Annotated in this window: 14 protein-coding genes; 10 read left to right on the top strand and 4 right to left on the bottom strand. The window is 31.2% G+C overall.

The genetic code is table 11. The features are described 5' to 3' along the window. Positions 1-14 precede the first annotated feature (14 nt). Complete coding sequence (locus BM072_RS14390) at positions 15-1,874, top strand: LysM peptidoglycan-binding domain-containing protein (RefSeq protein ID WP_092910145.1); 1,860 nt, start codon at positions 15-17, stop codon at positions 1,872-1,874. Between the two features lie 125 nt (positions 1,875-1,999). Continuing rightward, entirely contained in the window at positions 2,000-3,169 is a 1,170-nt protein-coding gene (locus BM072_RS14395; protein WP_092910150.1) for a dicarboxylate/amino acid:cation symporter, read from the top strand. Positions 3,170-3,266: 97 nt separating this feature from the next. On the opposite strand, the gene BM072_RS14400 is transcribed toward BM072_RS14395, so the two are convergent. Continuing rightward, positions 3,267-5,654 (bottom strand): TonB-dependent receptor, encoded by a 2,388-nt coding sequence (locus BM072_RS14400; RefSeq protein WP_092910154.1) that lies wholly within the window; start codon positions 5,652-5,654, stop codon positions 3,267-3,269. Positions 5,655-5,841: 187 nt separating this feature from the next. Here BM072_RS14400 and BM072_RS14405 point away from each other — a divergent pair, with 187 nt between their 5' ends. From BM072_RS14405 to BM072_RS14425, 5 genes are all read left to right on the top strand, one after another. Continuing rightward, positions 5,842-6,606 (top strand): Rossmann-like and DUF2520 domain-containing protein, encoded by a 765-nt coding sequence (locus tag BM072_RS14405; protein ID WP_092910157.1) that lies wholly within the window; start codon positions 5,842-5,844, stop codon positions 6,604-6,606. After that, on the top strand, positions 6,603-7,130 hold the full coding sequence (locus tag BM072_RS14410; RefSeq protein WP_092910160.1) for a KdsC family phosphatase: 528 nt from the start codon (positions 6,603-6,605) through the stop codon (positions 7,128-7,130). The genes BM072_RS14405 and BM072_RS14410 overlap by 4 nt, the downstream gene beginning before the upstream one ends. 11 nt (positions 7,131-7,141) lie before the next feature. Next, complete coding sequence (locus tag BM072_RS14415; RefSeq protein ID WP_092910163.1) at positions 7,142-7,726, top strand: Maf family nucleotide pyrophosphatase; 585 nt, start codon at positions 7,142-7,144, stop codon at positions 7,724-7,726. Positions 7,727-7,992: 266 nt separating this feature from the next. Next, positions 7,993-8,559: a nicotinate (nicotinamide) nucleotide adenylyltransferase gene (gene nadD / locus BM072_RS14420; protein WP_092910166.1), complete on the top strand. Its 567-nt coding sequence runs from the start codon at positions 7,993-7,995 to the stop codon at positions 8,557-8,559. Between the two features lie 15 nt (positions 8,560-8,574). Next, the gene (locus BM072_RS14425; protein ID WP_092910169.1) at positions 8,575-9,024 is read left to right on the top strand and encodes a GNAT family N-acetyltransferase; all 450 of its coding nucleotides are present in this window, start codon (positions 8,575-8,577) and stop codon (positions 9,022-9,024) included. On the opposite strand, the gene BM072_RS14430 is transcribed toward BM072_RS14425, so the two are convergent. Genes BM072_RS14430 through pth form a run of 3 tightly spaced genes read right to left on the bottom strand, consistent with a single transcriptional unit; the run spans position 9,012 to position 10,211 of the window. Then, positions 9,012-9,242 (bottom strand): DUF3820 family protein, encoded by a 231-nt coding sequence (locus BM072_RS14430; protein ID WP_092910173.1) that lies wholly within the window; start codon positions 9,240-9,242, stop codon positions 9,012-9,014. The genes BM072_RS14425 and BM072_RS14430 overlap by 13 nt on opposite strands. Next, on the bottom strand, positions 9,242-9,655 hold the full coding sequence (locus BM072_RS14435; RefSeq protein ID WP_092910177.1) for a rhodanese-like domain-containing protein: 414 nt from the start codon (positions 9,653-9,655) through the stop codon (positions 9,242-9,244). Before BM072_RS14435 ends, BM072_RS14430 begins: the two co-directional genes overlap by 1 nt. Next, positions 9,645-10,211 (bottom strand): aminoacyl-tRNA hydrolase, encoded by a 567-nt coding sequence (gene pth / locus BM072_RS14440; RefSeq protein ID WP_092910180.1) that lies wholly within the window; start codon positions 10,209-10,211, stop codon positions 9,645-9,647. The genes BM072_RS14435 and pth overlap by 11 nt, the downstream gene beginning before the upstream one ends. A gap of 109 nt (positions 10,212-10,320) precedes the next feature. Between pth and BM072_RS14445 the strand changes: the two genes are divergently transcribed. The 3 genes from BM072_RS14445 (at position 10,321) to BM072_RS14455 (ending at position 14,004) form a co-directional block, all read left to right on the top strand. Next, positions 10,321-10,836 carry a TlpA family protein disulfide reductase gene (locus BM072_RS14445; RefSeq protein ID WP_092910184.1) on the top strand — a complete coding sequence of 172 codons (516 nt, stop codon included), beginning with the start codon at positions 10,321-10,323 and terminating at the stop codon, positions 10,834-10,836. 184 nt (positions 10,837-11,020) lie between these two features. Further along, positions 11,021-12,001 carry a glutathione synthase gene (gene gshB / locus BM072_RS14450; RefSeq protein ID WP_092910187.1) on the top strand — a complete coding sequence of 327 codons (981 nt, stop codon included), beginning with the start codon at positions 11,021-11,023 and terminating at the stop codon, positions 11,999-12,001. Continuing rightward, on the top strand, positions 11,998-14,004 hold the full coding sequence (locus BM072_RS14455) for a flavohemoglobin expression-modulating QEGLA motif protein (RefSeq protein ID WP_092910191.1): 2,007 nt from the start codon (positions 11,998-12,000) through the stop codon (positions 14,002-14,004). Before gshB ends, BM072_RS14455 begins: the two co-directional genes overlap by 4 nt. Positions 14,005-14,025 lie beyond the last annotated feature (21 nt).

The following is a 14,025-nucleotide window of genomic DNA, read 5'->3' on the forward strand; positions in this document are numbered from 1 at the left end:
GAAAATTCATCTAAATGAAAAAAATATTAGCTTTATTGTTATTTGTTGGTGCAACAGCACTTTATGCTCAACAAAAAACGCATACAGTTCAACCAAAAGAGACCGTTTACGGAATTTCTAAACAGTACGGAATTTCGCAGGAAGAATTATATAAAGCAAATCCTAAAATTGAGAAAAATGGTATACATCCTGGTGATTTAATCATTCTTCCAACAAAAGGAACTACGGCTGTAACGCCTACAGATACAAAACCAACAACCGAAGATTCGACAACATCAGACGTTTTTTCGGACCCAAATTATATGTACATAACTGTTCAACCAAAAGAAACAGTTTATAATTTAACGAAAAAATACAATGTTAGCGAAGCAACATTAACATCGTTAAATCCGCAAATAAAAGAAAGAGGTTTAGAAATTGGTGATGTGATAAAATTACCAAAAGCAATTACAAATAAAGATAATTTTGCGGTGCCAAAAGGTTCTCATTTAATCAAAAAAGGAGAAACACTTTACACGCTTTCTAAAGATTACAAAGTAAGTGTTGATGATATTTATGCAGAAAATCCGACTTTGCAAACTTCAGGTTTAAAAGAAGGAATGGTAATTTCTATTCCTAAAAAATCTGGCGCTGTTGTTATCGAGGAAAACACCATTAATTATACCGTACAAAATGGTGATACTGCGTATAATATTTTAGAACGTTATAATACCAATTTAGATGAATTATTACGTTTAAATCCAGAAGTTATCAATGGTTTAAAAGCTGGAATGATACTGAAATTACCTTTGCAAAAAAATGCTAAAATCATAAAATACGGAAAAGCTGGAAAGCTGAAACGTGCAAATGATAACGAAATAAATATTGCAATTATGTTGCCTTTTGATGTGGCAAATAATCCGCAATTAAAAAATTCGCAAGCAACACAATTTTTTATGGGTGCTAAATTGGCGTTAACACGTTTAGCAAAAAAAGGTAAAAATGTAAATGTAAAAGTTATCGATACCAAAAATGGATCGATTCAAGATATTTTATCGACAACAGATTTTAGTAAAACAGATGCTGTTATCGGACCTTTAAATACTTCGGATGTAACAGAAGTTGCTCACTTTTTTGACAATTCTGGTATCGCGGTAATTTCGCCTTATGCAAATGATGATTCGTTAAATTCTTTCAATGATTTATTAATTTCTAATCCAAAAGATGAAGTAATTGCAGATCAAATTATCGAAGAAATAACGAAAAATTTTGCTGGAGAACAAGTTTATTTATTGACAAATAGAGATGACCAAGAATTAGCAAATTACACAAAAAAGGAATTAGAAAAACAACTAAAAGCCAATGTTGTAATTGTTGATAATGCTTCAAAAATTGTGCAACCACATGATAAAGTGGATGGTGTAGATTATTACACGCCAATTATTACGGTGATGGTTGGAGATGATGATAATCTTGGAAAACAATATTTAGAGAAATTAAAGACATTTAACAAAGATAATATCAAGGCTTACGGAATAAAATCTGTTTCGGTTTATGATGTTTATAGTCCCGAAAATGCGAAGAATATTGATGCTTTCCGCGAATTTGGTTTTGTGTATAGTACAGCTCGTTTAATCAATACACGTGATACAGAAGTGCAAAGTGTTCTGAAAGATTTTAAAGAAATTTATTGTGAATTTCCTACTCGTTACGAGCAATTAGGCTACGATGTAACCTACGATATTGTAGATCGTATGAATAACAAAGGCGATGTAACAAACAATATTACAACAGAAAACACAAGAGTTTCTTCAAAATTTGCATACAAAAAAGTAAGTGGAAGTAAAGCTTATACAAACGATGCAAGTCGTGTGGTAAGATTACCAAAAAAATAATTTAATTAAAATAATATATAAAAGCGATGTCAAAATTTGGTGTCGCTTTTTTTGATTTTTAATATCTTGTTAATAAAGAAAAAAGAGAGCAAAGCAAGTTTAAAAAATTGTTATTAAATTCGCTTATGCACAAACTCAAAGACAATTTACTCGTAAAAGTCATTCTCGCCATTGTATTAGGAATTGCATTGGGCGGAATAATACCAGAAATTATTGGTCGTATTTTTATCACGTTCAATGATTTTTTTAGCGAATTATTAAACTTCTTAATTCCATTAATTATTGTTGGATTAATTGTTCCATCAATCGGACGATTAGGACAAACCGCCGGAAAATTACTATTAACAACCGTTTTAATTGCTTACGGATCTACCATTTTTGCAGGATTATTAGGTTATTCGGCAAGTATGTCAATTTTTCCTAGTTTATTAGAAAGTCAAGCAGGACAAATTAATTTGGCTGAAAAAGCGAAAGAATTTACACCTTATTTTTCGATAGAATTTCCACCATTATTTGGAGTAATGCCAGGATTGGTTTTTTCTTTTTTATTCGGTATTGGATTATCTCGTTTAAAAGATTCTACTTTCGGAAAATTTGCAGATAATTTTGAAGAAATAATTACTTATTTAATTCAAAATCTGATTATTCCATTATTACCAATCTTCATTTTCGGAATATTCTTAAACATGTCTTATTCAGGACAAGTTGTAACTATTTTACATGTTTTTCTAAAAATAATTGGTGTTATTTTCGTTTTGCATGTTTTCTTATTGCTTCTTCAATTTACAATTGCAGGAATCGTTGCAAAGAAAAATCCAATCAAAATGTTGAAACTAATGTTACCTGCATATTTCACAGCTTTAGGAACACAATCTTCTGCGGCTACAATTCCAGTAACTTTAGCACAAGTTAAAAAAATTGGTGTACGAGATGAAATCGCAAGTTTTGCAGTGCCTTTATGTGCGACAATTCATTTATCTGGAAGCATGTTAAAAATTGTATGTTGTTGTATTGCCTTGATGTTAATACAAGGTATTCCAATTGATTTTGTACAGTTTTTAGGCTTTATGTTGATGTTAGGAATTGCGATGGTTGCAGCGCCTGGAGTTCCTGGTGGAGCAATTATGGCTGCAATTGGTATTATAGCTTCTATGTTAGGCTTTAGTCCAGAAAATCAAGCATTGATGATTGCGTTATACATTGCTATGGATAGTTTTGGTACTGCTGGAAATGTAACTGGAGATGGCGCAATTGCTGTTACGGTTGATAAAATTTTTCAGAAAAAGATAGCTTAGTTTTTTTTTAAAAATATCTTATAAATAAGAAAGAGTTCCAAAATTATTTGGAACTCTTTTTAGTTTTAAAAATATGTAAATAGTAGAATGTACTTTTTTAGAAACCTACTCCACCACCATTGCTTTCAGTTTTGTTTTGCTGAGCATCTGCACGGTTACGAACTTTTCCTCCGAAATTATATGTAAATCCGATGTTCATTGTTTGTGCTTCCCAACGGAATTTTCCTGAACCTCTATCTGGTGTGTACATTTCTAAACGTCCATAAAATGTTCTGAAAATATCACTTACACGAGCGCTTAAACTTGCTTTTCCACCCATAAATGTATAACGAGCGCCTAAATCCATTCGCCACATGTCCTGCATTTCTCCTTGGATAAATCTATATTTACCTTGGTACATAAAGAAATGTTGTAAACTAATTACTTTCGTTAATTTGAATGTATTGTTCATACGTGCAGTTAATCGATTAGCATCCATTTCTATTAATTCTGTTTCTTGTTGCACAACCATTGTGTTGTGTGTGTAATCTCCACTAATATTAGTTGACCACCATTTTGTAGGCACAAGGTTAAAACTTAATTCAAATCCGTATGCATTTACTTTATCGTAGTTTTCATAATTCTGAATGTATGCACCGATTACTTCTTCATTTCTTAAAACATTTCTGAAGATATTATCTTTTATTTGTCTGTAAAATACATTAGCTGAGATAGAGTTCTTGTCAAAACGCTGTAAATAACCTACTTCGTAATTATCTGTATATTCAGGTTTTAAATTAGGATTACCTACACTCGACATCAATGGAGTTGACCATTCTGGCACAGGAGATAATTGATTAATTCCTGGACGATCAATTCGGCGGCTATAGTTTAACGAGACTTGTCCTTTCTCTGTTACATCATACGTCAAGAAAGCAGATGGGAAGAAATCTAATTTTTCATTATCTAATTTTCTTTTTACAGTTACATTGACAGTATAATCTCCCGAATCTTTAAATTGTTCTGCACGTAAACCTAATTGCATTCCAAATTTTCCGAATTTTTGACCATAGTTTACATACGCTGAAAAGAAATCTCGTGTGAAATTAAAATCTGTACTCGGATCATATAATTGCCCTTCTACAGTAATTCTTCTGTCTGTTAACATATCACTGTCCGAATTCTCTCTTCTAAATTGCAAACCAGCTTCTATTTTTCCACCATCCTTTATTTGATTCGTATAATCTAAATTTACACGTGTATTATCAGTTATTGGCAATCTATCCTCATAATATTTTTCCTTCTTAGGATAAAAGTTTAACATATCTCTATCATCAGGATCTTTAGATTTTGAGAAAAAAACATCTAAAACTAAATTATGATCGGCATGATCAAATTCTCGTTTTAAGTTTAAACTATAATCTTGACTTTTCCAATCTCCAGAAAATTCAGAACTATTTGGATATAATATATTCGTATTATTATCTCTCACATCAGAATTAATACTTCCTGATCCTTTTCCAAACCATTGATTCGTATAAAGGGTTAATGCGGTTTTATCATCAATAAACCAATCAAAACCAAGTTTAGCTGATTGGTTTTCATTTTTGTTTAAAATATCAATTCCTGACCAAAGATTTGTATTGTAATTGTCTAAACCTCCATGAAATTCATTTGGACGTTTATTATAACTATATGTCCCAAAAATATTAAAAGAACCTGTGTTAACGTTTGCCGTTAATGAATTATTGAAACGACTTCTTTTTCCTTGTTCGTAACCTGTACTTAATGCAATATTATAACCTTTCTTTTGACCTTTTACCATTACAATATTGATAATACCAGATTTACCGTCTGCTTCGTATTTTGCAGATGGATTCGTTATAATTTCAACACTTTTTATTTGGTTAGATGGAATTTGTTTTAACACTTGCGAAGCTGATAAAGAAGATGGCTTACCATCAATATAAATCTTTACATTTTCGTTTCCTCTCAACGATAATTCCCCTGTTTGTTGATCTACGTTTACAGACGGAATATTATTTAGTACCGCAGCTGCATCAGCACCAGCACTTACCAAATCATTTCCGATTTCTACAACACGTTTATCAATTTCATTACGATATTGTGAAACTTCTGCACGCACAAAAGCACCTTTTAATTCGACAACATCAGTTGGTGCAACTTCTAAAACAATATTTCCAAGGTCTAATTCGCCTCCTTTTACTTCTGCAACTGTTTCCGATTGTTTGTACCCAAATTCTGTAATTACCAAACGATATTTACCGTCTTCTAAATCTAGAATTTCAAACGTTCCGTTTTCATTTGCATAAATTTCATCAAATAATTCTTTTGAATCTGCTTTATAAATTTGAATTGCAGCCATACCAACTGCTTCATTTTTTGCATTCTCAATCTTTCCTTTCACAGGATGATGTTCCTGTGCAAATCCGTAAATAGAGCAAACGGAGAAAAGAATAGCTAGTGTAATTTTGTTCAATTTCATGTTTTATATTTTTAAAAGGTACTATGCTTTACATAATACACATTCACAATAATCTTTATTTTACCTATAAGACGACAAAAAATATATTTTGTTACAAGAAATTTAAAAAAAGTTTAAAATTTTATTTACTCGACTGAAAAACCTATTTTTATGACTCAAAAATTATTAACAATAAAACCTCTAAAATTTGAATTCAATTGTCATATTAGGAGCGGGAAATGTTGCATTTCATTTAACTCGTGCATTGATTGAAAACACATTAAATGTTCGACAAATATTCAATAGAACATTAGAAAAAGCTAGGGAAATTGGAGAAGCAAATCGTATATCTTATACCGATAAAATCTCTGAAATAGAGAAAGCCGATCTTTATATTATTGCTTGCGCGGATAGTGGTATCGAAGAATTTTCACATTACATTCCTTTTGATGATGTTTTGGTTGTACACACTTCGGGTTCGTCGCCAATGTCTGTTTTAAAAGGAGATTATCGCAAAGGAGTTTTGTATCCGTTACAAACTTTTTCAAAAGAAAGAACGCTTCGTTACGATAATATTCCGTTTTTTCTCGAAGCAGAAGATCCAAATGATTTAAAAAGATTAAATGATCTTGCAAATCGTATTTCAAACGAAGTACATCAATTAGATTTTGCGGGTCGTATGCAAGTTCACATGACGGGTGTTTGGGCAAATAATTTTGTCAATCATTTATATTATATCGCAGGAGATATTTGCGAAAAAAATAATCTTCCGTTTGATGTTTTATTGCCTTTGATACAAGAAACAGCAAATAAAGTGATTGAAATGAGTCCTAAAGACGCACAAACAGGACCAGCAAAACGCGGAGATCAAGTAATTATAAATCGTCATTTAGAGGCATTAGAAGACGATTCGAGATTATTACAGATTTACCAAATTTTGACCGATTCAATAAAAAGAGTTTACGAAAAATGATGAGTTATAAAGAAAAACTGAATAACATAAAAACGGTTATTCTTGATGTAGATGGAGTTTTAACAGACGGAAATTTAATTTTATTACCGACTGGAGAAATGGTGAGAACTATGAATACGCGCGATGGTTATGCAATGCAATTAGCCATTAAGCAAGGAATTAAAATTGCAGTAATTACGGGCGGACGAGACGAAGCAGTTGTTAATCGTCTAAAATATTTGGGATTAACAGATATCTATGTTAATAAAAGTGATAAAGTAGATGCTTTTCAAGATTTACTTTTTTCGTACGGATTAGATCCCGACGAAATTGCTTATATGGGCGATGATTATCCTGATTTAGCGGTAATGAGCTTGGTTGGTTTGGCATGTTGTCCAAATGATGCTTGCATGGATGTTCGTAAAGCGTCCGAATATATTTCGCCAGAAAATGGTGGAAAAGGTTGCGTTCGCGATTTATTAGAACAAATCTTAAAAGTGCAAAATAAATGGTATAATACAGAAGAAGAAATTGCTTCTGTTTAAAAAGAATTGAAATGTTATTAACAGAAAAATTTAGAGATACCAATATTATTTTGGCGTCACAATCGCCTCGTAGAAAAGAATTATTAGCTGGTTTAGGATTATCATTTTCGACAATTTCATTAGATATTGATGAAACTTTTGACCGTGATATTTATAAAGCAGAAAAAATTACCGAATTACTTTCTGCCAAAAAAGCACAAGCTTATACTGCAATTCAACCAAATGATTTAATCATCACATCAGATACAACAGTTTGGGTTGATGGCGAATCGTTAGAAAAAGCAGAAAATAGAGAAGAAGCGTACGAAATGATTAAAAAATTGAGTGGAAAAACGCATTCAGTTTATACTTCTGTAACAATTAGAACAATTGATAAAGAGAAAACATTTTCGGATGAAACTTTGGTTACTTTTTCTGATTTAAGCGACGAAGAAATTTATTTTTATATCGATAATTATAAACCTTATGACAAAGCTGGCGCTTATGGCGTACAAGAATGGATTGGTTACATTGGTGTCGAAAATATGAATGGTAGCTATTTTAACGTGATGGGATTACCAACGCATAAGCTTTACCAAGAATTAAAAAATTTATAATATTTAATCCAGCTTCGGCTGGATTTTTTGTTTTTATTAAACTTTAGAGATAATGCGATTCTGAAACAAGTTCTGAATGATGTACGAATTGTCAAGCTGAATTTAGTTCAGCTTCTCATAAAGTTTTAAGATTCCTTGATAAACTCCGAATGACATTTAACTTATTGTCATTCTGAATGAAATGAAGAATCTAAAAGCAATAAATAATTCCGATTGATAAAACTTTATTAATTATTGTATTTTTGTTGTTCATAAAAATCAATTCTATGAAGATCGGTTTATATTTTGGATCTTTTAATCCTATTCATGTCGGGCATTTAATTATTGCAAATCATTTTCAACAATTCACAGATTTGGACCAAGTTTGGTTGGTCGTTTCGCCTCAAAATCCGTTAAAGAAAAAGAGTTCTTTGGCTAATGAATATGATCGATTAGAAATGGTTGAATTAGCGATAAAAGATTACCCAAATCTTAGAGTTTCTAATATAGAATTTACGCTTCCAAAACCGTCTTATACCATTGATACCTTAGTTTATTTGAAAGAAAAATATACCGAACACAATTTTTCTTTGATAATGGGTTCTGATAATTTAGATGGAATTTCGAAATGGAAAAATGCTGATATTTTGATGCGCGATTATAAATTATATGTTTATCCGCGACCTGGTTATTCTCAAAATGAAAACTTGGATAATGTAGAAATGGTAGAAGCACCTTTGATGGAAATTTCTTCAACTTTTATCAGAAATTCAATCAAAGAAGGTAAAAATATCAAACCAATGTTGCCTCCTAAAGTTTGGGAATATTTGGACGGAAGTAATTTGTATAAATAAGCTAAAATCTATAAAATGATAAAACAAGCAACTTTACACGATATCGATAAATTGACACCTCTTTTTGATGCATATCGTCAATTTTATCATAAACAATCTGACCTTGATGCAGCGAAAGATTTTTTAGAAGCACGAATAGAAAATAATGAATCGGTTATTTATATTGCAACAAATGAGCTGGATCATTTTGTAGGATTTGTACAATTGTTTCCTTCATTTTCATCAACGCGATTAAAACGTTTTTGGGTTCTGAATGATTTATTTGTTTGCAAAGAATTTAGAGGAAATGGCTATTCGAGAGAGTTAATTGAGCATGCAAAACAATTGTGTTATGCAACAGATGCGTGCGGAATGTTATTAGAAACTAGCGTGATGAACGAAATTGGAAATAATTTATATCCTTCTTCTGGTTTTCAATTACGTGATGATGCTAATTTTTATGAATGGGAAACTCAACCAAATTGACGTTTTAATTCATAAATAATTTCCTCTAAACCGTTTAATTTTATTTCATAAACAGTAGAAAGTTGTACGCCTAATTTACCTGTCGGAAATCCACCTTTTCCTACAAACCATTCAAGATAAGAAACAGGTAAATCGCACAACAAACGCCCTTCGTATTTTCCGAAAGGCATTTTTGTTGTGACAATTTCTTTTAATATTTCGGGACGAAATCCTTCCATTATTTTGTTACAGTTCCTTTGTAAGTCGACATTCCGTCTTTAAAATTCTTCGCATTTTTGAAGCCTTTTTCTTGCATTTTTTCTGTTGCAAGTTTTGCTCTAACGCCAGATTTACAATAGATATAATAATTTTTCTTCGTATCTAATTTAGAAATCTCCTCAGTAAAATTAGGATTCTTAACATCTATATTTGTTGCTCCAGCCACGTGTCCTTCCGCAAATTCTTCTGGTGTGCGAACGTCTAACAAAACGTTTTTCTTGTTCTTAAAATTTATTTCAGATACATTATCCAAAGTAGACATTGTTTCTTCTACACGTGCGTGTTTACCTTCAGTATTTGCAACTTGTTGCGCACAAGAACCTAAAAATAAAGTTCCTGTTAACATGATGATACCTGCTATTTTATTTCCCATTATATTGATTCATTGTATTAATTAATCCCTGAAAAACAAACGATAAAGCTGCATCTGCTGCTAAATTTAATCGTTCATTCATAGTTGCCATTTCATTTTCTGACCATTCGCCTAAAACATAATCCACTTGTTTTCCTTCAGAAAACTCATTTCCTACACCAAAACGAAGACGCGCATAATTTTGACCACCAACTTTATTCTGTATATCCTTTAAACCATTATGTCCGCCATCACTTCCTTTTCCTCGCATACGAATTGTTCCGAATGGTAGATTTAAATCATCTGTAATGACAAAAATATTTTCTAGTGCAATATTTTCTTTTTTCATCCAAAAACGTACTGCATCACCACTCAAATTCATGTAAGTATTCGGTTTTAAAAGTGTTACCGGACGTGCTTTGTATTTAAATTGTGCAATTTCACCAAAATTTGAAGGTCCAAATTTTGCATCAACTTTTTTAGCGATTTCTTCAACCACTTTAAAACCAATATTATGACGTGTATTTTCGTATTGAGTACCTATATTTCCTAGCCCAATAATAAGATATTTTTGCATGTAACAAAATTACATTTTTTTGTAATGATTAGAAATAAATCTTTAAATTCGTTTTAAAATCTACTAAATTGGTATAGATTTTGAAAAGTAAGAATTCGATAGATTAAAAATGAAAAGAATAATTAGCGTTTTAATATTATTTTTAGGATTAAATGTTTTTGCACAAAATATTCCTAAAATAATGAAGACTGAATTTCCTGAAGTTGCTTTGCAAGATACTTTAATTACTTCGGATGGAGATTCGGTTACAATAAAAGAAGTTTTTTCTAACTATAAAGGAAAAATTGTTTTGGTTGATTTGTGGGCAACATGGTGTGGAGATTGTATAAAAAATATACCTGCTCTGAAAACTTTACACGAAAAAAACCCAGATGTAGAATTTGTTTATCTTTCGATGGATAAAACACCCGAAGCGTGGAAAAACGGGATTGAAAAATATAACATTGTAGGTCAACACTTTTACATGGGAAATAACTGGAAAGGCGCTTTTGGCACAAGTATTGATTTAAATTGGATACCAAGATATCTCGTGCTTAACCAAGAAGGAAAAATTGCAGATTATTATAGTGTAAAGGCTGATGATCCGAAAGTGCAAGAGACAATTAATAGTTTAAGAAAGAAATAGTTTATAGTTTACCAACTAAAAGGTGATTGAAATTGAAAAATCAATCACCTTTTTATTTTTTTATTCATTATAAATCAATACTTTTAATAGAATCAATACAAATATTTTATAATTTAATGTAGACCATTTTTTGTATTAAACTTTTAATTATTATTGCAAAGATTTTAATACCCTTTTTATATTTATGAAAATATGCTTCGTTATGTACCCTTGGGACAAAGTAGAACCAGTTAAAGATTCTACTTTACGTATGATTAAAGAATGTGTTAACCGTGGATTTGAAGTGTCCTATTTAACAAAAAACGATATCTCTATTGCCAAAGGTAAAGTTTTAGGAAAGTGCAAAAAATTAATCACTAAAGACACTGAAGATTGTGTAGATTTTTATCACTCAATGCAATTTGAAAGTTCTATAAAAGATTTTACCGAATTTGATATGGTTTTTATGAGAGCTGATCCACCAATTGATCCGCTTTTATTAAACATGTTAGAGTTGATTGAAGACAAAGTATTTTTTGTCAATAAAATTTCGGGATTACGTAAGGCAAACAATAAAATATATGCTGCATCTTTTGATGATGGCCAAGAAACTATTGTTCCACAAACGTTAATCACAAAAGATATTGACTTGATTAGATCATTTGTAGAAGAAAATAATTTTGATAAATTTATTGTAAAACCATTAGATGGTATGGGCGGAAAAGGTGTTATCCTTTTTGAACGTAACAACATGGGTAATTTATCATCTATTTGCGATTTTTACATCAATCATACAGGTGCTTCACAACCTATTATTTGTCAAAATTATATAGAAGGTGCAGAAAAAGGTGATGTAAGAGCAATGGTTGTAAATGGCGAGCCAATTGGTGCTATTATGCGCGTACCGGCAGCTGGCGATCATCGTTCTAATATTTCGGCAGGTGGTTCTGCAATCAAACATGAAATGTCTGAATATGAGTTAGAACTTTGTCGTAAGATTGGGAAAAAACTAAATGAAGACGGTATTTATTTTTGCGGTGTAGACTTGATTAATGGTAAAATGGTCGAACTAAATGTAGTAAGTCCTGGAGGAATCGTTCCTCACAATGAAGTAAATAATAACAAAGAAATGCAAGTTCAAGTAATTGACATGTTATTAGAAAAATATAAAGAATTTAGAGCATGAAATCATTAAGTATTCAACAAATCCTTGATAATATTGAAAATGAAGTTGTATTTGAAGCATACTCAGAAGACGAATCTTTTAAAATAAAAATTGACGAGTACATTCCTTACGTTTGTGCTGCAATACACGATGGTAGCCACATGCGCGATGATGTTCGCGACAAATGTCTATTGTCTAATTATGAACGTTGGTACGAAGAAGATCCACATACAGCTGAGTTTGTAGAGACATTTCCTGTCTTGATACAAGGTTGTGATTCGCGTTTTGAGTACGATTTAAATCGTGCTCCAGCAACTGCAGTTTACGAAGAAGCTTGGGGAAAACAAGTTTGGAAAGACCCATTAACATCTTCTCAAAAACAAGTAAGTTTAGCAAAACACACGGCATTTTATGAGGTGGTTGAAGCCTTAATCAAAAAATTAGAAACAAAATTTAAATCGTGTTTAGTTTACGATATACATTCGTATAACTGGAAACGTTGGGATCGTCCTGTGCCTGTTTTTAACATTGGTGCAGAAAAAGTAGACAAAGAACGTTATGGAAGTTATGTTGAATCTTGGCGTGATGAATTAGCGCAGATTGAACTAGAAAATATTCATAATTATTCGGCGATAAATGATGTTTTTTACGGACGTGGTTATTTGTTAGAATTTGTAACAAATCGTTTCAAAAATACATTGGTTTTAGCGACAGAAGTTTCTAAAATTTATTGTGATGAGTTAACGGGCGAATCTTTCCCAGAAATTATCAACCAAATAAAAGAAGGTTTTAAAACAGCGATTTTAAACCATGCTTTTCAATTTGTAAAAACTGAAACGACATACAAAGTAGGTTCTAAACAAGTTAATATTTTACACAACGAGTTAGAATCTGATTTAATAAAAATTGATAAACAATTGTTTCAATTAGTAAACGATTTTGAGTTATTAAGTGTTATTAATCCAATCAATTTAGAGTTCGAAAAAAAGAAATTTTTAGCGTCTAAATATACTTACGAACCGCAGTTTAAATACAATCCGCTTAATATAAATCCGTTCGAATTTAAACGAAAGTTATCTAATATTAAAGTCGAAAAGATAAACGATATCTCAATACAAAATATGTATGTTGATACGATAAATTCTTACTTTGATAAAGTTGATTTATTGGCAAATTTAGGTACAAATAAGTTTTTGTATAATTCGCTTCGTTATTTTGGAGAACCATCTAAAAAAGACATCGAAAACGCCAACTTTATTTTGTATTGCCCTGAATTTAGAATAGATAATCATGGTGATTATACCGAAGAAGAAGTAATCAATTTATTTCAAAAAGCAACCGATGATTATGGTTTTCAGTTTGATATAGAGGTTTCTGACGATATTGCATCAAAAGCACTTGTTATTAATAGCAAGCGTAAAGTTGTGATAAAGAAAGGTGTAAAGTTTGATAAACGTTTTACAAATGGATTAATTGAGCACGAAATTGGTGTACACATGGTGACAACAATGAATGCTTTGGATCAACCCTTAAAAATATTTAGCGTTGGTTTACCAGTTAATACTTTAACGCAAGAAGGTTTAGCGATTTTAAGCGAATATTACACTGATTCTATTAATCATAACCGTTTAAGAGAATTAGGTTTACGAGTAATGGCTGTGCATATGCTTACAAGTGGAAAATCATTTAATGAAACATTTATGCTCTTGATGGAAGAATATAAAATGTTGCCAGAAGATGCTTTTTATCTAACAACACGTGTTTATCGTGGAGGTGGATTTACAAAAGATGCATTGTATCTAAAAGGATTCAAAACAATTCTGAATTATGTAGATCAAGGTCGTTCATTAGATAATTTATTGATTGGAAAAACATCAGTAGAATACATTGATACAATTGATGAATTGGTTGAGCGTAAAATGATTAACAAACCAAAATATTACACAAAAATTTTCAAGAAACATCTTGAAAATCCAGAAATAAATCCAATTTTACATTATATATTTAATGGAATAAAAGATTAAAGAAAAAGCTCCATTTTGGAG

Origin of the sequence: Algoriella xinjiangensis (assembly GCF_900115015.1) — a bacterium.
Lineage (GTDB): Bacteria > Bacteroidota > Bacteroidia > Flavobacteriales > Weeksellaceae > Empedobacter > Empedobacter xinjiangensis.

Excerpts from the sequence above, each read along its gene's own strand:
- BM072_RS14415 (WP_092910163.1), top strand. The coding sequence starts at position 7,142 with ATGTTATTAACAGAAAAATTTAGAGATACCAATATTATTTTGGCGTCA.
- pth (WP_092910180.1), bottom strand. The coding sequence starts at position 10,211 with ATGCAAAAATATCTTATTATTGGGCTAGGAAATATAGGTACTCAATAC.
- BM072_RS14395 (WP_092910150.1), top strand. The coding sequence starts at position 2,000 with ATGCACAAACTCAAAGACAATTTACTCGTAAAAGTCATTCTCGCCATT.
- BM072_RS14435 (WP_092910177.1), bottom strand. The coding sequence starts at position 9,655 with ATGGGAAATAAAATAGCAGGTATCATCATGTTAACAGGAACTTTATTT.
- BM072_RS14400 (WP_092910154.1), bottom strand. The coding sequence starts at position 5,654 with ATGAAATTGAACAAAATTACACTAGCTATTCTTTTCTCCGTTTGCTCT.
- BM072_RS14430 (WP_092910173.1), bottom strand. The coding sequence starts at position 9,242 with ATGGAAGGATTTCGTCCCGAAATATTAAAAGAAATTGTCACAACAAAA.
- BM072_RS14390 (WP_092910145.1), top strand. The coding sequence starts at position 15 with ATGAAAAAAATATTAGCTTTATTGTTATTTGTTGGTGCAACAGCACTT.
- BM072_RS14425 (WP_092910169.1), top strand. The coding sequence starts at position 8,575 with ATGATAAAACAAGCAACTTTACACGATATCGATAAATTGACACCTCTT.
- gshB (WP_092910187.1), top strand. The coding sequence starts at position 11,021 with ATGAAAATATGCTTCGTTATGTACCCTTGGGACAAAGTAGAACCAGTT.
- BM072_RS14455 (WP_092910191.1), top strand. The coding sequence starts at position 11,998 with ATGAAATCATTAAGTATTCAACAAATCCTTGATAATATTGAAAATGAA.
- BM072_RS14445 (WP_092910184.1), top strand. The coding sequence starts at position 10,321 with ATGAAAAGAATAATTAGCGTTTTAATATTATTTTTAGGATTAAATGTT.
- BM072_RS14410 (WP_092910160.1), top strand. The coding sequence starts at position 6,603 with ATGATGAGTTATAAAGAAAAACTGAATAACATAAAAACGGTTATTCTT.
- nadD (WP_092910166.1), top strand. The coding sequence starts at position 7,993 with ATGAAGATCGGTTTATATTTTGGATCTTTTAATCCTATTCATGTCGGG.